Source organism: Yersinia sp. J1, from assembly GCF_050586585.1.
Taxonomy (GTDB): domain Bacteria; phylum Pseudomonadota; class Gammaproteobacteria; order Enterobacterales; family Enterobacteriaceae; genus Yersinia; species Yersinia entomophaga.
In genome coordinates this window covers 568,107-588,448 of sequence record NZ_JBOBDP010000001.1, presented here as the reverse complement: position 1 = coordinate 588,448, position 20,342 = coordinate 568,107, and the positions used below count along the sequence as shown (strand labels likewise).

Here is a 20,342-nt window from a genome sequence, read left to right as displayed (position 1 = left end):
AAATCCTGTTAATTGAGGAAACTAATGCTGATCCAGCCCAAGGCTGTCGCGTAATAATTGTAACCGCTCCATATCGCCATCGCTGGCTGCTTGTTGGAGGGATTTGGTTGGAGCATGAATCAGGCGGTTGGTCAGCTTGTGGGCCAGTTCATTGATCACTTGCTCCACATTCGCACCCTGCTCAATGGCCGCCAGCGCTTTGGCGGTCATTTCACTACGAATCTGTTCAGCCTGAGAACGGTAATCCCGAATGGTTTCTACCGCCCCCTGTGAACGCAGCCAAGCCATAAAATTCATGCTTTCCTGCTGTACTATCGATTCAGCCTGCACCGCCGCAGCCTTACGCTGCGCCAGATTGTGCTGAATAATTGCCTGTAAATCATCCACACTGTACAGATAGGCGTTAGCCAGTTTGCCGACTTCGGGCTCGATGTCCCGCGGCACGGCAATATCGACAAACAGCATCGGCTGATTACGGCGCGCTTTTAGCGCACGCTCGACCATACCTTTACCGATGATCGGTAACGGGCTGGCCGTTGAACTGATAATGATATCGGCGTCGGCCAGGCGGGCATCGATTTCCGGCAAGGTAATCACCTCGGCGTTCACTTCGTCCGCCAGAGACTGCGCCCGCTCACGGGTGCGGTTAGCGATAATCATATGTTTAACCTGATGTTCACGCAGATGACGCGCCACCAATTCGATGGTTTCACCTGCGCCTACCAGCAACACATTCAGTTCGGAAAGGGATTCGAAAATTTGCCGCGCCAACGTACAGGCGGCAAAAGCCACCGACACCGCACTGGCACCGATATCGGTTTCAGTACGCACCCGCTTGGCTACGGAGAAAGTTTTTTGGAACAAACGCTCCAATTCACCAGAGAGGGATTGACCCCGCTGGGATTCAGCAAACGCCTTTTTAACCTGCCCGAGAATCTGCGGCTCGCCTAACACTAGCGAATCCAGACCACTGGCTACCCGCATTAAGTGGCTGACGGCCTCATTATCATGATGCCAGTACAGGCTTTTTATGACCTCATCGCGGCTGAGGCGGTGGTAATGACACAGCCAGTCAACCAATTGCTCATGCAGATTTTCTTGCTGTTCTACACTGAGGTATAATTCGGTGCGGTTGCACGTAGACAACACCACACCGCCCTGCACCAGCGGTTGCTGGAGCAAGCTATTAAGCGCCCGGTCGATCGAGTCAGGTGAAAATGTCACCCGTTCACGTAACGAGACAGGAGCGGTTTTGTGATTAATGCCTAATGCGAGCAGGGTCATGAGAACGGCTTAGAGTAATACTTGTCTTAGTATGGATTCTCGTCTGAGTCGCATTCTACTTGATGCGCGAGAGCAATTAAAGTCACACCGCATTATCCGTCCTAATATCACGGATATCGTGGGTAAATTGCTCACGGCATAAACAAGATATTGACGCTCCGCCTTACCACCGTTAGCGTGAGCACCTTGGCTGCAACTTTGCAGCACCCAAATGCCTCGCTGGTGAAAACCACGCTTTTAAAGGATTGATATTGATATGCCCATGCGCAAGGTCACTTTTTATCGCCTGCTTCCATTAGCCAGCCTGATGCTAGCCGCCTGTACTACCACCACCTCGACTGGCCCGGCGACGAGCCCCACCTCGCCGCAGTGGCAACAGCATGAGCAACAATTGCAGCAACTCAGCCAGTTCCAGACCCGCGGCTCTTTCGCTTATATTTCAGATAAACAGAAGGTTTATGCCCGTTTCTTCTGGCAACAATATTCAGCGGATCGTTACCGTCTGCTGCTGACCAATCCGCTGGGCAGCACCGAGATGGAGCTGGTCGTGCAGCCGGGCGTTACTCAACTGACGGATAACCAGGGCAAACGCTACGTTAGTGATAACCCGGAAGAAATGATTGCCAAACTTACCGGCATGGACATTCCTATCAATAGCCTGCGCCAATGGATTCTCGGCCTGCCCGGCGAAACCAACGATTTTGTCCTCGACGATAAATATCGCCTGAAACAGCTGACTTATAAGCAGGGAAATCAAGTGTGGACCGTTGATTATCAAGAATATAACACCAAGGTGACCCCAGTTTTACCGAGTCGTCTGGAGCTAAAGCAGGATCAGCAACGCATCAAACTGAAAATGGATAACTGGACTGTCAAATGATTCACACCTGGCCTTCTCCGGCAAAACTGAATTTATTCCTTTATATCACCGGCCAACGCGCCGATGGTTACCATGAATTACAGACGCTATTTCAGTTTCTCGATTATGGTGACAGCCTCACTATCACACCGAGAAATGATAACCAGATTTGTTTACTTACGCCGCTTGAAGGGGTGGAAAACGAACAAAATCTGATCGTGCGGGCAGCACGTTTATTGCAGCAACATACGGCAGGTTCCGATACCCCCCACGGAGCGGATATTTCGATCGAAAAATACCTGCCAATGGGAGGCGGTTTAGGCGGAGGTTCCTCCAACGCGGCGACGGTATTGGTCGCCTTAAATCACCTGTGGCAATGCGGATTGAATGATGAAGAATTAGCCGATCTTGGCCTGCAACTGGGTGCCGACGTACCGGTATTTGTGCGCGGCCATGCCGCCTTCGCCGAAGGAATTGGCGAAAAATTGCAGCCCGCGCAGCCCATTGAGCGCTGGTATTTGGTCGCACACCCCGGCGTTAGCATCCCAACGCCAATTATTTTTTCCGATCCGGATTTAACAAGAAACACGCCAGTTCGCCCCTTGGCGGCACTTTTAGCCGCTCCTTACGCAAATGATTGCGAACCGATCGCAAGAAAACGTTTTCGCGAGGTTGAACAGGTTCTTTCATGGCTGTTACAATACGCCCCGTCGCGCCTAACCGGGACCGGCGCTTGTGTATTTGCTGAATTTGATACCGAGTCATCGGCCCGTCAGGTGTTAAGTATTGCCCCGGAGTGGTTACAGGGTTTTGTGGCTCGTGGCGTTAACGTCTCACCACTGCATCTTGTACGCTCTGGAAAAGTTGAGAAATAAGCAGCGATTTGCGTGGCAACTCAGGTTTTTCCATAGCATTACGGTTTATCCTGCGTCGCCAACACGTTGCCTTCTTAACTGAATTAAAAGCCGGCTCATAACGCTCTTTTAGGTTAACAATGTTTTGGTTTTAAATACCCGTATGTATATTGCAATCAGTAGGATGAATCGCCCCTGACTACTGGCTGACAATATCTTCTCTGGACGCAAGCCTGAGGTTCTTCTCGTGCCTGATATGAAGCTTTTTGCTGGTAACGCCACCCCGGAACTAGCACAACGTATTGCCAACCGTTTGTACACCAGTCTTGGTGACGCCGCTGTAGGTCGTTTTAGCGACGGCGAAGTGAGCGTGCAAATCAACGAAAATGTACGCGGTGGTGATATTTTCATCATCCAGTCCACCTGCGCACCCACGAACGATAACCTGATGGAATTGGTTGTCATGGTTGATGCCCTGCGTCGCGCCTCCGCAGGACGTATTACTGCCGTTATCCCTTACTTCGGTTACGCTCGTCAGGATCGCCGTGTGCGTTCTGCTCGTGTGCCTATCACTGCCAAAGTTGTTGCCGATTTTCTCTCAAGTGTTGGGGTTGACCGTGTATTGACAGTGGACCTGCATGCTGAACAGATCCAAGGCTTCTTTGATGTGCCGGTTGATAACGTATTTGGTAGCCCAATCCTGCTGGAAGATATGTTGCAGCAGAATCTGGAAAACCCAATCGTTGTTTCACCAGATATCGGCGGTGTTGTTCGTGCACGAGCTATTGCTAAACTGCTGAATGACACCGATATGGCCATTATCGACAAACGCCGTCCGCGTGCTAACGTTTCCCAGGTGATGCATATCATCGGCGACGTTGCTGGCCGTGACTGTGTGCTGGTTGACGATATGATCGATACCGGTGGCACGTTGTGTAAAGCTGCTGAAGCCTTAAAAGAACGTGGTGCCAAACGCGTATTTGCTTACGCGACACACCCGATCTTCTCTGGTAACGCAGTGGAAAACATCAGAAATTCAGTTATTGATGAAGTGATTGTTTGCGACACCATTCCGCTGTCTGCGGAAATCAAAGCGTTGAAAAACGTTCGTACTCTGACGCTGTCCGGTATGCTGGCTGAAGCCATCCGCCGTATCAGCAACGAAGAGTCCATCTCTGCGATGTTTGAGCATTAATCACTCTCTGCAGCGCTTAGGCGCTGCAAGTCTGGCATAGGTTGTATCTGACTTATCGCCGCACTGACAGTGATTTGCGGTTAAACGCAGAAAAAGAAAAACCCGTTGAAGCGCAAGCAACAACGGGCTTTCTACTCTTGGGCTGTCATTTAATTCCCTACCCTCAGTTTGAATTATTCAGCTGCATTTTCGGTAACATTTTCTGGCATCACACTTCACTGACGATAAATACGTCAATATTATGAGTGTCGCTCATTACGGCGGCAGCGTTTATCGAAATGCTTAACCCACCAATAGCGATCCGCCACCTCTTCCCGGCCACCGATTCTCGCCCCGACCAGCCAGAGCAAGGCCCCCACAAAAATGCTCATGACCGCACCGTGGGAGAAGAACTGCGGTAAACCAAGTTGAGAAACTTCGGTCAGGATAGAGTAACCTACCCCAACAACCATAGTGACCAGACCCAGCCCCATCAGCGCGTTACCTAACGTTGTTGCGGTTTTGCGTTTCATATGCCACCTCCTGCATTCACTTCCTTTAAACAACTCTTCCTATTGAATTGTTCACCTGTACTTAATGACTTAGTATAGTCAGGGAAAGCATAAGGGTATTGCGGAGACGATCACATCTGGCAAAGATATTTCTATAAATCTTTACATTAAGCGATTATTTGGCCTAATTGTTGAATAATTAACCATGGTTAGTATTTACCTTATCCGCTAGTTTTACCTTTATTCTCCCCCTTATTTTTGTGATTCTACGCGGCGACGGGTAAACTAGGGTTCTTTCATCTCTGAGTAATAGCGAATAACGAAGTGAGCAGCATTAAATTGATCGTTGGCCTGGCAAATCCAGGCGCTGAATATGCCCAAACCCGCCATAACGCCGGTGCCTGGTACGTAGATTTACTGGCTGAGCGTAATAATCAATCTCTGAAAGAAGAGAGTAAATTCTACGGCTACACTGCCCGTTTAAATCTGGCCGGTCAGGACGTTCGACTGCTGGTTCCCTCTACCTTTATGAATCTCAGCGGCAAAGCGGTTTCTGCCATGGCCAGCTTCTATCGTATTTTACCGGAAGAAATTTTAGTTGCGCACGATGAACTGGATATTCCGCCCGGCGTGGCTAAATTAAAGCTGGGCGGCGGTAACGGGGGCCATAACGGTTTAAAAGATATTCAAAGCAAATTAGGTAATAATCCCAATTTTTACCGCTTGCGCATCGGTATTGGTCACCCGGGAGATAAAAGTAAAGTGACCGGATTTGTCTTAGGGAAACCACCGGCGAGCGAACAAACGTTAATTGATGATGCCATCGATGAAGCTATTCGTTGTACCGAGGTTTTATTAAAAGAAGACGTGACCAAGGCTATGAATCGCCTGCATTCATTTAAAGCCAACGCATAATATTCCCCTTGCCCTCATATTCATCACCGAGGGCAAGGATAATTATTATAAAAAACGCCAATACACTTTAATTTATTAGGATTGAGACTATGGAATGGGGTTCAATTTCAGATATCGTCATTGCGATTTCCAGTGCCATTATGGCAATCACTGCGGCCGTAGTCGCGATAAAATGGTTTGATAATAAAAAAACGGAGCAAACTGCTCTGCTAGTCGAGCAGTTTTTGAAACTGACTTACGATACAGTCAGAAGTATCAGAGCGTTAAAAAGAGTTTGCGAAAACCGCAGCATAAAGAACTTTGATTATCAATCGAAGAAAGTGGGTGAATTTAATAAAGCCATACGGCTGGCCTGTATTTCACTCGATTTTTGGGGGGAATATAAAACCAGCGCCGAATTTAATGAGTTAAAAGATAAATTAAAATCCGCGTGTTATAAATGCCGAATGTCCAGCCGAAGAGCCATTTCAGCAGAAAACACGATCGATGAAGAAAAATATGAAGAAATCATTCAATGTTGCGAAAATTATATCGTACTGCACAAAAAACTAAGAAAACTCTCACTCAAAAACATGTTAAACAAATAATTAGCTAATTAATATAGCAGGCCGTCGCGCTGCCACGGGCTCCGGTCTTGCTGTAAACCGCACCTGGCACCATCACTTTGACCCGACGATTCTTATACTGGCCGATAATATTCTTTAATCCATCAGTACAGAAAAACTTATCCCACTCATCCGATTTTTTCTGATTAGCGACTTTATTACCGTTAGTTTCATAGCGATCGGTTAATGCGCTAAAACGCATTAAATAGCTGTCCATTTCTGGCGAAGTCATCACCTTTTTCACTCCGATATATTTAATGCTTTTATCGGAGCGACGCTCGACTAATTTTCCGTAATTATCGATTTGCTCTAACCAGGTTAAAGGACGCTCAGTGTCCACTCTGGTTAAATAATGCGTGATAGTGATGCCCAGCAAAGAGCCAAATAAGATCACCAACAACCATTTAAAGCCGCTCATCACCATATTTAATACCCTATCAGAACAGTAAGACGCCATAGTTGGCATCAGGTGTAATCACTGGTTATCGGCAGCAAACCGGTAATGCTGTAGATTTTTATTCGGCGTTCCCTTGTTTACTTCTCACTCTCACCGAAAGCGATAAATTCAACAAACCAAGATTATATGCAAGAACAACAAATTATGACCGACTCTCGGGATCCCAGATAAAGATAGACCGGTAAAATACAGAGGCTAAACCGCAGTTAAAATCACTGCGTCAAACAGTAGGATCGAGATAAATCATCATTATGTGTATAATGGCGGAATAAATTTTGATTACATCGGCTGGTTAAACCTAATTGGCTGATTTTTAAGTTATTTAAGGTGATATAAACATGGGATTCAAATGCGGTATCGTTGGTCTGCCAAACGTTGGTAAATCCACCCTGTTCAACGCGTTGACACAAGCGGGTATCGAAGCAGCGAATTTCCCCTTCTGTACCATTGAACCTAACACGGGTGTGGTACCCATGCCGGACCCGCGTCTGGACCAATTAGCTGAAATCGTTAAACCGCAGCGTATTCTGCCAACCACGATGGAATTCGTCGATATTGCCGGTCTGGTAAAGGGCGCATCCAAAGGCGAAGGCCTGGGCAACCAGTTCCTGACCAACATTCGCGAAACTGAGGCGATTGGCCACGTAGTACGTTGTTTCGAAAACGACAACATCATCCACGTTGCAGGTAAAGTCGATCCGGCTGACGATATTGAGACCATCAATACCGAATTGGCGCTGTCCGATTTGGACACCTGTGAGCGTGCCATTCATCGCGTACAGAAAAAAGCCAAAGGCGGCGATAAAGACGCTAAAGCTGAGCTGGAAGCGTTGGAAAAATGTCTGCCACACCTCGAAAATGCCGGTATGTTGCGTGCATTGAAGACTCTGACTGCTGAAGACAAAGCAGCAATCCGCTACTTAAGCTTCCTGACATTGAAACCAACGATGTATATCGCCAACGTTGATGAAGATGGCTTCGAAAATAACCCGTATCTGGATCAAGTGCGCGCAATTGCCGCGGCTGAAGGTTCCGTCGTGGTTGCCGTATGTGCGGCCGTTGAATCTGATATTGCCGAGATGGAAGACGAAGATCGCGCTGAATTCATGGCCGAGTTAGGTATCGAAGAACCGGGTCTGAACCGCGTTATCCGTGCCGGTTACGAACTGCTGAACCTGCAAACTTACTTCACCGCAGGCGTAAAAGAAGTTCGTGCATGGACCATCCCTGTCGGTGCAACGGCTCCGCAGGCCGCAGGTAAAATCCATACCGATTTCGAGAAAGGCTTTATCCGCGCTCAGACCATCGCTTTTGAAGACTTCATCACCTACAAAGGTGAGCAAGGCGCGAAAGAAGCCGGCAAAATGCGTTCAGAAGGTAAGGACTATATCGTTAAAGATGGCGATGTCATGAACTTCTTGTTTAACGTCTAAGTTAATTTTGTTGTCTCTTGGGATATCAATGTATCGCATGAAGACAGACAAACATCATAAAATCCACGCAATTGCGTGGATTTTTCTTTTCATGGCGTCTCACATAACCTCATGACAATGCAGTGAAAAATGATTATAGGGATGAGTACAATCGCGGTATAAGAACTAGACAAAGACTCGCTATGCTCACTGATACACAATGCCGCACAGCCAAGCCGAAAGAAAAACTCTATCGGCTCAATCATTTCAATGGTCTCTACCTCGAAGTGAAACCCAATGGCAAAAAGGCATGGCGCTATCGGTTTAAACTCAACGGTAAATCCAGCATGTTTGCGCTGGGTGATTATCCGACGGTCAAACTTGCCGAAGCTCGCGAGAAATGTGAGCAAGCGCGTAAACAAGTCGCGAATGGAGTTAGCCCGACACAGGCTCGCCAGCTAGATAAGATCCGCAAGATCAATGACGCATCTAACACCTTTGAGCTGATCGCCAAAGAGTGGCTGCAGATGAAAGACTGGGCCGAAATCACCAAAACGCGCCGACTGGATATGCTTGAACGAGTGGTTTTTCCCGCAATCGGTAAGCTCCCAGTCAGGGAGATAACCCCACACCACATTCTTAAAATTCTTCAAGAAACTGCTAAACGAGGAGCACCGACAGTTGCCGCTGAAGCCCGTCGAACCATTTCATCAGTTTTCGAGTTGGCAGTAGCGACACTTAGAGCTGATAGTGATCCTGTCTGGCCTGTGCGCAAGGCCCTTCCGACCAATAAGACACAGCACAAACAAGCACTGAATCCTCAGCAAATCGGAAAGTTATTAAACTGTTTTGACAATAGTCGTGGCTCGTACCAGGTTAACTACTGCATGTGGCTCATGTGGTGGACATTGGCGCGTCCTGCAGAAGCCACCGAAGCTGAATGGACAGAATTCGATCTTGATAATGCCCTGTGGACCATTCCGGCAGCGCGGATAAAAGCCCGCAGAGAACATGTTATTCCCCTCCCCTCCCAAGCCGTCAACATGCTCAGAACGCTACAGGGATTAACCGGGCATCGACAGTACCTTTTTCCGGGCAGGGATAATCCGCTAGGACCAATGACATCGCACTCGCTGCGCCAACTACTTAAAAGCCTCGGCTGGAGTGGCATTTATAGCCCCCATGCAACTGTAAGCACACCTGTTTTAGTTCCACACACTTTTTGTAAGTTCCGGTTTTTCAGCCATCAGCCGGTACTCCTCTGGCGTCAGGTTGTTCAGGGATTCATGAGGCCAATCGCTGTTATATTCAGTCAGCCAGCGCTCCGTAATTTTCCGCGCTTCATTCATGGTTCTGAACAGATAAAAATCCGGTATCTCCGTCCGGTATGGTATATCCGGTTAAAACACTCGATAAACGCATTCTGCGTCGGCTTTCACGGCTTGATAAATTCCAGCAACACACCATGTTCTTCGGCCCATTGCGCCAGTACCAGTGAGACCAGTTCTGGCCCGTTATCCATATGCATCTTCCGCGGATAGCCGCGGTTTGCCACTATCCCGAAGATGATGTCACATGGCTGAGCGCGTTGGACCCGTCTGCCGGAAAGAACTGGCCGATATGTATTTTCAAAACAATGAAGTACGAGGGACGCTGCTGCACACGGCTACCCGCGCCGCTGCTTGGCCGGACTGGGAGAAAGAAACAGGAGTCACTATAAAGCATGCCGGAAACATCAGATTTGAGCATTTCTATCAGAGTCTGCAGGCAGCCGTATCGGGGGCCGGAATTGCCATGGGTCCATTGGCGCTGGTTGCCGATGATATTGCAGCAGGCGCACTTGTCGCACCCCGAGGGTTTATTGCGGATGGCACGGATTATATCCTGATGACGCCAACGGGTAAGGCAAACCACCCGGTGTTTGAAGCCCTGCTGGAGTGGCTTCGCAATACGGCACGGGAAACAGAATCAATAGCGAACGTGCATGAAGGCCCGTGATGGCCTCTGACGCTCAGCGGATATGCCATTGAGGGTCTTAACTTACTGCCCCGAGGGATTTCAGCACTAACATGCTGATAAAAAACATATCATTTGAAAAGTAACCTGGCTGTTTGCTTAATCCATTAGCCCTTCTCTTTTTCACGCTGCCCCAGCCCGACAACCTCAGTTTCTCCGTGCCAACCAGGCCCGCATGATCGATCATGCGCACTAGCAGGATTTAACAAGAACGTGCTCCGCTGGCAATGTGGACTGACAAGGCTACTGCTCGGTATTCGTTTCTGCACTGCTTTAGCTTTTGGGTAATGGCTTCATAACCGTTTCCCCAGCCTTTCAGCTTATTCAGCAAATGCGGCTCATTTTCACTTTCCTGCTACGTAAGACGCTGCATAACAACAGTGGGGAATGCTTGACTTAAAATCTCAAGCTTTGAGGGTGCGAGGCGGATGTAATCCAGTTTATTGGCTCATTAGCTTCGCTAAAACCTCAGTGTGAATTCATATAGGTTCTCACTTTGAGGGAGTGTTCTCTTGATAGAATCAAGATCTAAATAACAGATGAATAGCTCTAAATCAGTTATCGCTGATACATAAAAATTACCGCATCGACTACCATCTTCTGAGCTATCAGTGATCGCGTAGGAATATGATTTGTTTTATATTTACCTACTTGTATATTCATCCGCCCGGCCTGATGAATTCCTACACTCACGCTACCCCGTTTCCTAATATGCCCCTCATTTACTTCTGAAATGGTAAAGCAATTAAACGGGCCAATGACGCCACATTTTCTGCGGCAATACAGCTGAAATGATTTCCTTCAATATGAGTTACTTTCATTGTCCCTAAACAGATCTCACGCCAAAACGCTAATGTCTGACTATCAATTCCTGGCGCGAAATCATAACCTTGCTGAGGTAGCAAAAAACGAATATCACCCAAATAAGGTGTGGGCGTGAAGCGCCCAGAGAGAAAGCTTTGGCGAAAGACGGTAAAAAGCTCCATAGCCTTCTCCACCGGCATAGTTTGCCCAATGTGACGTGCCTTAGCAGCAACATAACATTCAAATCGTTGACGGCGAGTTTGGGTGTTCAACGTTCTAAACAGTTCGCCTACCTGATCCAAGTTTCCCCCGTTACCTATCGTACCTAACGAATCCATGGGGATGACCCCATTATTAGCTTCAATAACCTGCATAAAACCCTGAACCAATAGGCTGCTATTTATGGCACCTAATTCTAACTGCTCTATTGAGATGCTCAGATTGGGCAGAAACAACATTTCGATCATCAATTCATCGTGGACTTCAAAGCGCACCGGATGACTGCTGACTAACACCAAGTCCAGGATGTTAACGCCACGGTCTTTTAAACGTCGGGCAACTTCAACGGCATAAAGCCCTCCCAGACAGTACCCTAAAAGTTGGAGCTGTTGATATCCGGCAGCAAGTAAGAAGGTGGCATAATCATCCGCAATTCGTTCAACCAACCTTTCTGTATCTAGAGCACAATATTTCTTATCGTCAGCGACGCTAATACCGATCACCGCCCCCACAGATTGCTCAGCCATTTCCGTCAATAACGGTTGGAAGCTGTCCATTGAACCTAAACCCGCGTGAAAGACTATGCGGGTAACATCGGTATTACCTCCTCCATAGTGATAAAATATGCCGTTACTTCGAAAGGGTTTAGTATTTTCTCCGCCAATAGCAGTGTGCTGATGGCCAATATTCATTGCCGACATTTTGGGGTAATGCCAAATAAATTCTGCCAGTGCTTCAATGGTTGGTTGATTTAGCATTAGATATAACAATGCATCAAAAGGGATCTCGTCAACACCATATGGCGCTCCTTTTAGCTGTTCACGCATTCTCCTGGCCATCCGCGCCATAATCAGAGAATCGGCCCCCATTTCATACAGATTCTGCGATTGTGTCAGTTGCGTCACCCCTAACGCATTTCTCCACATTTCAGCCAGCTTGTTATTTAATAGATTCGCATTACCCGATGTCGTTGGCTGGCGTTGATAATGTTGCCACGCAGCCATTTGCCACCGACGTAATTGTTTGCGATCCAGCTTACTGTTGGCGGTTACTGGTAATTTATCCACTATTTGCCACTGCTCCGGAATCATATAATCAGGAAGCCGCATCCGAAGAAAGGCACCGATCTGAGTCACTGTAAGAAAAGCACGCTGAGTTTTTAACCGCGCGGCAAATATATGCTGCCCCAAAGAAAACAGCGGATGCGACGATTCGGGTAAGCAAATAACTTCTCCGTCGGTATAGTTAGCAAGCCGGGTCAGCCAGTCGTTTCGGTTTAAATAAGCGGCCTGAGAACGTGATAACCCCGTTTTGCTCTTCATCATAAAAGCCTGTGAAGCCAGTATCCACGGATGTTCCTGCGTGGATTCAGCCAGGATTAGCCAGGCGCCCGGCGCTGCCAGCTCAATCAATTGGCATAAGGCCTCCTCCAGATGACTGATGTTTCCCAGCACGCCATCGACTAGCACAATATCAAACCCATTTGGCTGTAGCCCCTGACTGCGGTAATCCTGTTCAATATCGAATCGGGTGAATGAGATATCGGGAAAACTACCGAAATTTGCGCGTGCTTCCGAAAGGAAAAAGGTGGATATGTCGGTGAACAGATAATCAACGGAATAGTTACGAAAAATCGATAATACTGCCTGAGTCATCGAACCACTTCCTGCGCCGACCTCAAGTATTCGTAAACGTCGATTAGATAAACGATCTGACGCAATATTGCCGATTAGATCACGCACCGTATCATTGAGATACTGCGCCATCATATTTTCGCAATACAATGCCTGAACGACAGCCATATTGCCCTGTGGTAGCAACAGGTTTTTGGCATCCAGCGTCCCCTTCAATAGCGCCGGTAAGCTGTCAGCACAACGTTTCAGATAGCCAAGAAACTCCGAGTTGGCCAGAACGTTATTCCATAAACATTCAGCTTTTCGCCAGCGATGATGCCCCTCATTTTGATTTATTCGGTTAGCCAGCATGACGGAACCATCAGAGTTTTTTAGTAACCATTTTTCAGTTAATAGCACCGCAAACCATCGTTCTATGAGCCAATAGAAATCGGGGGAGATCGCACTATCACCTATCCATTGTTCTGTCTTTTCCCTGTCATTTAGCGCAAATAGCCCTAACTGTAATAGAGCCGAACGCATTGAGTCCAACATAGCCTCGTTGAGTGACTCTAACGCAGCAACAACTTGAGAAGCGGTGTATTCATATAAGATATGTTTAGAGCGGTACTCCAACCTATTTCGTCGCTCAAGGTTAAAGTGTATTGGTATCGGATCAGGCTGAACGGTGGATTGGCGTGTTTCTACTGCGGCAAAGAGTGAAATATGTCCTTCAAACTCGCTGATCGCCACCCCAGCGGCGGCTACGCCTGGATGCTGACACAGTACCGATTCAATTTCACCCAGCTCAATGCGTTGTCCGTTGATTTTGGTTTGGCAGTCTTCACGCCCCAGAAACTCAATTTCGCCTCCTGGAAGATAGCGCCCAAAGTCGCCACTGCGAAACAACCGAGAATGTGTTTCCTTATGGGTTATAAAGCGCTGGGATGTTGTGAATTCATCCCCTATATAGCCTATCGCTACCCCGTCACCACCGATATAAATCTCACCTTTACTCCAAACCGGGCAATCATGCGTGTTCTCATCCAGAACGTGCAATCTCTGATTGGCTAAAGGAAAACCGTACGGAATACTGCGCCACCCCGGTTGAGCGCCTTGATAACAATGATAGTTTGACCAAATCGCGGCTTCCGTCGCCCCACCCAATACAACCAGTTGAAGCTGTGGGAACCGAGCCTTTAGGGCGTCAGGTAAACCAGGGCGCACCCAGTCGCCGGAAACTAATGCCAAACGCCAGGCTGGCATACGAATCGGTGGCATACTGGTTAAATAAGTCTCCAGCATTTGGATCATTGCTGGAACCGTATTCCATAGCGTGATGCTATGTTTGAGCATCAATTCAACCCAATGAGCCGGGTCAGATGCGGATGCACGATGAGATCGCGGATAAACCAAGGAGCCTCCAACAGAAAGCAGGCCGAGTGCATCATAAATCGAGAGGTCAAAATCCAAATGAGCCAAGCCCAACACTCGATCCTGAGAGGAAACTTTAAACTTGCGGTTAATATCCAATATGGTATTTAGCGCGGAACGATGAGATACCGTTACGCCCTTGGGTTGCCCCGAGGAGCCTGATGTATAAATGACATAAGCTGGCGATTCTGACGTTATTGTCGGAACCATGATGTCATGACACTGAGATTTAAGACGATCAATATCTACCCGTTTCAATTCTGCAGGCCAACGCATGGTCATCTCTGACGTGGTCAATACCAGCCTGCATCCGGCATCTTTAAGGATGAAAAAACGGCGTACTTCCGGTTGCCCTACATCAATTGGGACATAAACAGCACCCACGGAAAAAATGCCTAATAACGCCGATATCTGTTCCGCACCTTTATTCATCACCACCGCAACGCATTCACCGCTACGACATCCTAACAGTTGCAAACGATTCGCCACCGCCCTGGCTCGTTCAGCCAATTCGCCATAGCTAACTGATTGTTGTGAATCGATAACAGCTGCGGCTCCCGGCGTTCGTTCAGCCTGCTGAAATATGGCCTGATGCAACAGCTTCGAGGTGATTTTCATCATGGTACTGTTGGCTTTTTGCCGTTCTTTTCGCTGCCATGCCGGAAGCGGTAGCTGATATTTTTGCCGCCAGAGACCAACGGAATCAACGAGCCCAAGCAACAACTCGGTGAAGACGTCAAACATGTCATCCGCCATTCCCATAGGAAATATTCCCTCACGGATATCCCAGTTAATCTGTAATCCGTGCGCGTCATCTGCCGCTTGGCAATCAATAAATACCTGAGGTGCCTGCGTGATACCGCGCCCATCCAAACGACCATCGCTACTCAGCAAAGAGTTATAATCCCTTAGCCCAATTGCGCTGGTGAATACAACCGGCATGAGCGCGGCCCCTCGCCCTTTCTGCCTAACCAACTCCCGCAACACCTCAATGCCTGAAAATAGACGATGATCCAGATTAGCAAAAAGCTGTGCGCTGATAGCGGCGGCCTGTTGCGCAAAAGAACTATCTGACTGCCAGTCAACGGGAAATAGGCTGACGGATGTAAAATTTCCAACGACCTGCTCTATTTGCGGATAGGCAGCCAAACGATTTAGCACCGTTAAGCTCAGGCAAAACTTTTTGTTCAGACTCCAACGCGCAATAACCGCAGAGAAAGCGGTTAATATAATGGAGGTAGGACTTAACCCGTGTGCCGTTGCATGCTGCTTTAAATCCAGCCAGTCCTCATTATCAAGCCTCAGATGACGCCGCCGAAAACGGGCATTCTCAGGTTGAGGAAGATGTTCGGCGCGCGGCAACTCAGGGGCAGAGGGGAAATTAGCCAAGCTTTGCAACCAATATTGCCGATCGCGACTGTACGTTGGGCTACCGCGCAACTTCCGCTCTGCTAGTAAATAATCCCGGAAAGTGACATCTATCGGATCTAAGGCTTTGTCAGGTTGGGCATACAGTCCTTCAAATTCGGCTAAAAGAAGGCAAATACTGGACCAATCGGCCATTAATAAATCCACCGACAAATGTAATACGCTGTATTCAGCAGTTCGGCTGATTCTTATTTCAAATAGTGGCCACTGTTGCGGATCGTATTTCTTATGGCTGAGTTCAGCTCGTATTCGATCCAACGCGGTTTGCGCTTGCGCGCTCGTAAGGTTCCTCATATCCCCACAGGGAATGGTAAAAAAGGGAACCTTAGATAAAATCCGCTGACTGTCGCTGGCTTCCATCACGACTCGCAGCATATCATGCCGCGCAATGAGCTGATTCCAAACGTTTTCCGTTCTTGTAGCAACTAAATCTGGATAGGTGACCTCCAGATAGACGTGGCACCCAATGCCGCCGTAGCCATAAACATTTTCACGCCCTAAAAGATAATTGGCCTGCACATCTGTCAGAGGAAAAGGCTGGTAACGCTCAGCGGTATTTTCAAGCAGAATGAATTTATCCCGTTCTGCCAACAACTGGTTTAATAACAATAGCTTGGCTGCTCGTAACGATTTCAAATCCGCTGGCGTCAGTGAACCTTCAGGTGCCCGATAGTGCAACTCTCCATCTTCCTCCCACAGCACGAGCCCCGCAGCTCGCAACCGAGAAAGCAATACCGCCGCAGTGTCATCTGATGCCATATGATTCCCTCTGATTAAAAATCCTTTATTGTTCATTCATTAACTGGGCGAATATTTGTATCATCCCGATTGGTTCATTGCGCCCTCTCCGTTAACGACGCCCCTAGTTACGCCAGATAAATCAATTTTCCCTCAGTGCTGGACAGCTAAAATGACACCGTATAAACGGTAAGCGTCTGGTATATTCCCCCAACCATGTGGTGATGATTTGAAATCACAAGATGAATATCCGTAAGTGCAATAGCAATAATAGGAAAAGTTAATAGTTAAAAAAACATATCTAAAGCGACTCCCCTGGTGCGCCATTACACGGATGGACTTATTACAAAAAATTAAAATGCTGATTATACTTCACAATAGTTTTAGAGATTTTCGACAAACAAAAAAACGAAAGTAAACTTCAAGAAAATCTCATCATGACCCAACAAACAATTGAAGCGTTACATATCAACATATCACCTGAACATAAAAAAACAAATATTAATTATCATGTACTGGACGTTAACCATTTCTTAGCCATAAAAATAAAAGGATGGTAATTCTAATAAAAAACATTATCCATAAATAATTCATTATTAATAACTAGGTATTTATATCTATTTAACCGTCGGGAAAAGTCGTCACTGACATCAGGGAACGCCTGATAGAGAATCAATTACAGTTAACAAACCGACTCCGCTATCCCACTGAAAGATATTAAATAATAAAAAAAAGCAAACACCTAAAACACTAACACTCGCTAGTGAGCTAATATGGCGAACACATCGCCCGTTATTAATCTTATTAAGCCGCGAGTAAATAGCTGTCAATTTCATCAATCAAAATGAAAACTCCCCTACTAAACAGACATTAAATGACACCATCGAAGATTAAAAAATGTAGATATAAAAATGCACAATGAAAAACGTCATCGGAATTTCTTTATATTATTAGATACCGATAAACACATGAAATATTAAAGCTCTTCATGTTAATAACATAAATCATCATTGCCCAACAAAGGGAGCCCCCCCTTTATTGGTGCGTGTAAATATCATTCAAAAAACATACCCATTGATTATCAAACTAAACTGCGGATAATAAATCAACCCAAATTAGCTGGCTATTCGCGACCAGGGGACGCAATTGTCCCCCTCTAATCATTGGCGTCCACCAACAACCCTGTTGATGAGATAACCGGCGGCTTTCCTCGTGTTGAATCTGCCAATCACCGCGAACCACATACACCACACCGGCACGACTGACGGGCAATGGCTGCGCACCAGAAATGATGCAGACATCCGCGCGCCAGCAGCCTCTTCGCGTCATGATATTAAAATCCTGACTGTTACCTCCGAGCAATGTCGCCTCCAGCGCAATATCCCCCGGGAACGAGAATGGCTGTAAAGATTGAGCGAGTTCGTGATCAATATGACCCTCTGCGCTAAATAACCTGACTCCGTCACCCGCCAATAAGGTTATCGAACGTTCAACCTCAGGAAAGGTGGAGAACGGCCCGTTTTGTTCAATGGTCGCAATGCTGGCTCGCCAGCCAAAATCCTCGCCACCTACCGGCCAGCAGGCAATTTCACGGGTTTCTCCCCCGCCATTGCGCCAGCGACTCACGGGTAAACTGGCATAATCAAAAAATGTCAGACTCATTAAGAAGCCTCCCGCAGGCAGTCTTTCAGCACCGCCAAAAATGCCTGAGCGCTCAGCTGCTGTAACGGATGGAAACCGCCAATAATCACCGGCTTACCACCTACGTACACATCGCGGATCTGCGATTTATCACCGGCAAAAAGCCAGCGATTCAGTAACGACGATGAAGGTGTGCCGGCAATGTAAGGATCGTCACCGTCCAACACCAACCAATCGGCTCGATAGCCGACCGCCAATGCTCCAATTTGGGTACCGCAGGCCTGCGCACCGCCGGATAACGCCTGGCTATACAGCAAATCAGCCACCGCCGGTTGCTCAGGGCTGGTCAAGCGATTACGCCGCTGATCTCGTAGCCGCTGCCCATATTCCAGCCAGCGCAGTTCTTCCACCACATTGAGTGAAACGTGACTATCGGAACCAATTCCCCAGCGCCCATGATGTTGAATGTATTCAACCCCCGGGAAAATACCGTCGCCCAGATTGGCCTCTGTGGTTGGGCAAAGCCCCGCTACTGCATGACTGGCAGCCAGCGCGGTTAATTCGTCATTATCCAGATGAGTGGCATGCACCAGACACCAGCGGCTATCTACCGGTAAATGATTATATAACCAAGCCACGGGTCGTTGACCGCTCCATGCCAGACAGTCATTCACCTCTTTTTGCTGCTCAGCGATATGAATATGCACCGGCAACTGTTTATCCGACACGGCCAGTATTTGCTGCATTTGCTCCAACTCTACCGCTCGCAGCGAATGAAAACATAACCCTTGATTTTGTAGTGGTTGATGCCGTATCTGTTGGGCAATTTTCTGCTGTTGCTGCAAATAACTCTCTACATCCTGAATAAAGCGCCTTTGACCGGGCTGCGCGGGCTGCCCGCCAAATCCGGCGTAGCGATACAACACAGGTAACAGCGTCATGCCAATCCCGGCTTGTTCCGCAGCCTGACTGAGTTGCCCGGTCATTTCCCCGCTATCTGCGTAAGGTTTACCATCCGGGGCATGGTGCAAATAATGGAACTCAGCCACCTGAGTGTAACCGCCCTTCAGCATCTCAATGTACAGCTGACGGGCAATAATACCGACCTGCTCAGGGGTCAGACGCTGGACTAATCGGTACATTAAATCGCGCCATGTCCAGAAGCTATCCTGCGGATCTCCGGCAATTTCAGCCAGCCCCGACATCATGCGCTGAAAAGCGTGGGAATGAAGATTAGGCATACCGGGCAGGATTGGCCCGCCTAGCAGCAGGCAGCCAGCGTCGCGTCCACCGGTGATAATTTGCGAAATATGCCCCTGTGCGTCGACCTCCAAACGAACATCCGTGGCCCATCCGTCGGGTAAAAAAGCGCGTTTGGCAAAATATGCAGGCATAGTGAATCCCAAGGTTGTGATGACACTCAAACGCGCCGAGACACAGTCGCGTCAATAAATTAATTCGCTTACTTGTATATACATATACATACGCTAAATTCAACCGTAGACTTATCTTATTATTATTTCTTTGACGAGGTTAACGCCGTGGCTGAACAACAGTGCCTATTACAACTCACCAGCGTTATGGATGACGCTCCTGCCCCTATTTATCTGAGGGTTAAACAGGCCATCATTCGGCAAATCCGTTCTGGCGCTTGGCAACCCCATCAGCGCGTTCCCTCAGAAAGTGAATTAGTGGCGGAATTAGGCGTTAGCCGCATGACCATCAACCGCGCGTTACGGGAACTCACCAGTGAGGGTTTTCTGGTTCGAATGCAAGGCGTGGGCACCTTCGTGGCCGAAGCCAAGGCACACAGTGCATTGCTGGCCGTACACAATATTGCTGATGAAATTGCCGCGCGCGGGCATCGCCACAGCAGCAAAATTCTACTGCTGGAAGCTCGTCCCGCTACGGAGGAAGAAGCAATCGCCTTGGGCATTCTGGCCGGACAGCAGCTGTTCTACTCCCAGATTGTTCACTTTGAGAACGATATTCCGGTGCAGGTAGAAAATCGCTGCGTCAACCCGCTGACCGCTCCCGATTATATGCAGCAAGATTTTAGCCGCATCACACCCTACAGCTATCTGACGCAGGCCGCGCCATTGACCGAAGGCGAGCATATTGTCGAGGCCGTCATGCCGGGGCCGGTAGAACGTAAGTTACTGGCGTTAAATGAAAATGAGCCATGTTTATTGATTCGCCGTCGTACCTGGTTCGGCAAAGCCGTAGTCACTTCCGCTCAACTGCTGTACCCCGGTTCCCGCTATCAACTATTTGGTCGTTTTACACCACAGGGAACCCTAACATCCTGATAACAAATTAAAGGTGTGATAGCGCAAATTGCTGCATGTTGCCGGTTGCTGACCTTGGATTTATAGGC

The 20,342-nt window shown here is 47.9% G+C and carries 14 protein-coding genes and 2 pseudogenes; 9 read left to right on the top strand and 7 right to left on the bottom strand.

Annotated elements, in window-relative coordinates:
* Positions 1–21: 21 nt before the first annotated feature.
* Positions 22–1,284 carry a glutamyl-tRNA reductase gene (hemA, locus tag ACQ4OC_RS02480; protein ID WP_064513413.1) on the bottom strand — a complete coding sequence of 421 codons (1,263 nt, stop codon included), beginning with the start codon at positions 1,282–1,284 and terminating at the stop codon, positions 22–24.
* Between the two features lie 256 nt (positions 1,285–1,540).
* On the opposite strand from hemA, the gene lolB reads away from it, so the two are divergent.
* From lolB to prs, 3 genes are all read left to right on the top strand, one after another.
* A complete protein-coding gene (gene lolB, locus ACQ4OC_RS02475) occupies positions 1,541–2,164 on the top strand; it encodes a lipoprotein insertase outer membrane protein LolB (RefSeq protein WP_064513412.1) in 624 nt (207 codons plus the stop codon).
* Positions 2,161–3,018 carry a 4-(cytidine 5'-diphospho)-2-C-methyl-D-erythritol kinase gene (ispE, locus tag ACQ4OC_RS02470; RefSeq protein WP_120806645.1) on the top strand — a complete coding sequence of 286 codons (858 nt, stop codon included), beginning with the start codon at positions 2,161–2,163 and terminating at the stop codon, positions 3,016–3,018. The genes lolB and ispE overlap by 4 nt, the downstream gene beginning before the upstream one ends.
* A gap of 226 nt (positions 3,019–3,244) precedes the next feature.
* On the top strand, positions 3,245–4,192 hold the full coding sequence (prs, locus tag ACQ4OC_RS02465; protein ID WP_012006410.1) for a ribose-phosphate diphosphokinase: 948 nt from the start codon (positions 3,245–3,247) through the stop codon (positions 4,190–4,192).
* Between the two features lie 239 nt (positions 4,193–4,431).
* Here the strand turns inward: prs and ychH are convergent, their stop codons facing one another.
* The gene (gene ychH / locus ACQ4OC_RS02460) at positions 4,432–4,704 is read right to left on the bottom strand and encodes a stress-induced protein YchH (RefSeq protein WP_064513408.1); all 273 of its coding nucleotides are present in this window, start codon (positions 4,702–4,704) and stop codon (positions 4,432–4,434) included.
* A gap of 303 nt (positions 4,705–5,007) precedes the next feature.
* Here ychH and pth point away from each other — a divergent pair, with 303 nt between their 5' ends.
* Positions 5,008–5,598, top strand: coding sequence for an aminoacyl-tRNA hydrolase (gene pth, locus ACQ4OC_RS02455; protein ID WP_049597644.1), 591 nt, complete (start codon positions 5,008–5,010; stop codon positions 5,596–5,598).
* Between the two features lie 89 nt (positions 5,599–5,687).
* Positions 5,688–6,185, top strand: a complete 498-nt coding sequence (locus tag ACQ4OC_RS02450) for a hypothetical protein (RefSeq protein WP_064513406.1) — start codon at positions 5,688–5,690, stop codon at positions 6,183–6,185.
* 4 nt (positions 6,186–6,189) lie between these two features.
* Here the strand turns inward: ACQ4OC_RS02450 and ACQ4OC_RS02445 are convergent, their stop codons facing one another.
* Positions 6,190–6,660 (bottom strand): hypothetical protein, encoded by a 471-nt coding sequence (locus ACQ4OC_RS02445; protein WP_162975206.1) that lies wholly within the window; start codon positions 6,658–6,660, stop codon positions 6,190–6,192.
* Between the two features lie 338 nt (positions 6,661–6,998).
* On the opposite strand from ACQ4OC_RS02445, the gene ychF reads away from it, so the two are divergent.
* Complete coding sequence (gene ychF, locus ACQ4OC_RS02440; protein WP_064513402.1) at positions 6,999–8,093, top strand: redox-regulated ATPase YchF; 1,095 nt, start codon at positions 6,999–7,001, stop codon at positions 8,091–8,093.
* Between the two features lie 182 nt (positions 8,094–8,275).
* Positions 8,276–9,271 (top strand): annotated as a pseudogene (locus ACQ4OC_RS02435) (tyrosine-type recombinase/integrase); the annotation flags it as partial.
* A gap of 6 nt (positions 9,272–9,277) precedes the next feature.
* Here ACQ4OC_RS02435 and ACQ4OC_RS02430 read toward each other — a convergent pair.
* A pseudogene (locus tag ACQ4OC_RS02430) lies at positions 9,278–9,630 on the bottom strand (integrase core domain-containing protein); the annotation flags it as partial.
* Positions 9,631–9,647: 17 nt separating this feature from the next.
* Here ACQ4OC_RS02430 and ACQ4OC_RS02425 point away from each other — a divergent pair.
* On the top strand, positions 9,648–10,070 hold the full coding sequence (locus tag ACQ4OC_RS02425) for a LysR substrate-binding domain-containing protein (RefSeq protein ID WP_430970906.1): 423 nt from the start codon (positions 9,648–9,650) through the stop codon (positions 10,068–10,070).
* A 740-nt stretch (positions 10,071–10,810) separates the two neighbouring features.
* Here ACQ4OC_RS02425 and ACQ4OC_RS02420 read toward each other — a convergent pair.
* From ACQ4OC_RS02420 to ACQ4OC_RS02410, 3 genes are all read right to left on the bottom strand, one after another.
* Complete coding sequence (locus tag ACQ4OC_RS02420) at positions 10,811–16,345, bottom strand: amino acid adenylation domain-containing protein (protein WP_430970905.1); 5,535 nt, start codon at positions 16,343–16,345, stop codon at positions 10,811–10,813.
* Between the two features lie 1,065 nt (positions 16,346–17,410).
* Complete coding sequence (locus ACQ4OC_RS02415) at positions 17,411–17,986, bottom strand: HutD/Ves family protein (protein WP_064513386.1); 576 nt, start codon at positions 17,984–17,986, stop codon at positions 17,411–17,413.
* Positions 17,986–19,359: a formimidoylglutamate deiminase gene (locus ACQ4OC_RS02410; protein WP_430970904.1), complete on the bottom strand. Its 1,374-nt coding sequence runs from the start codon at positions 19,357–19,359 to the stop codon at positions 17,986–17,988. The genes ACQ4OC_RS02415 and ACQ4OC_RS02410 overlap by 1 nt, the downstream gene beginning before the upstream one ends.
* A gap of 147 nt (positions 19,360–19,506) precedes the next feature.
* On the opposite strand from ACQ4OC_RS02410, the gene hutC reads away from it, so the two are divergent.
* A complete protein-coding gene (hutC, locus tag ACQ4OC_RS02405; RefSeq protein WP_064513382.1) occupies positions 19,507–20,274 on the top strand; it encodes a histidine utilization repressor in 768 nt (255 codons plus the stop codon).
* The last annotated feature ends 68 nt before the right edge of the window (positions 20,275–20,342 follow it).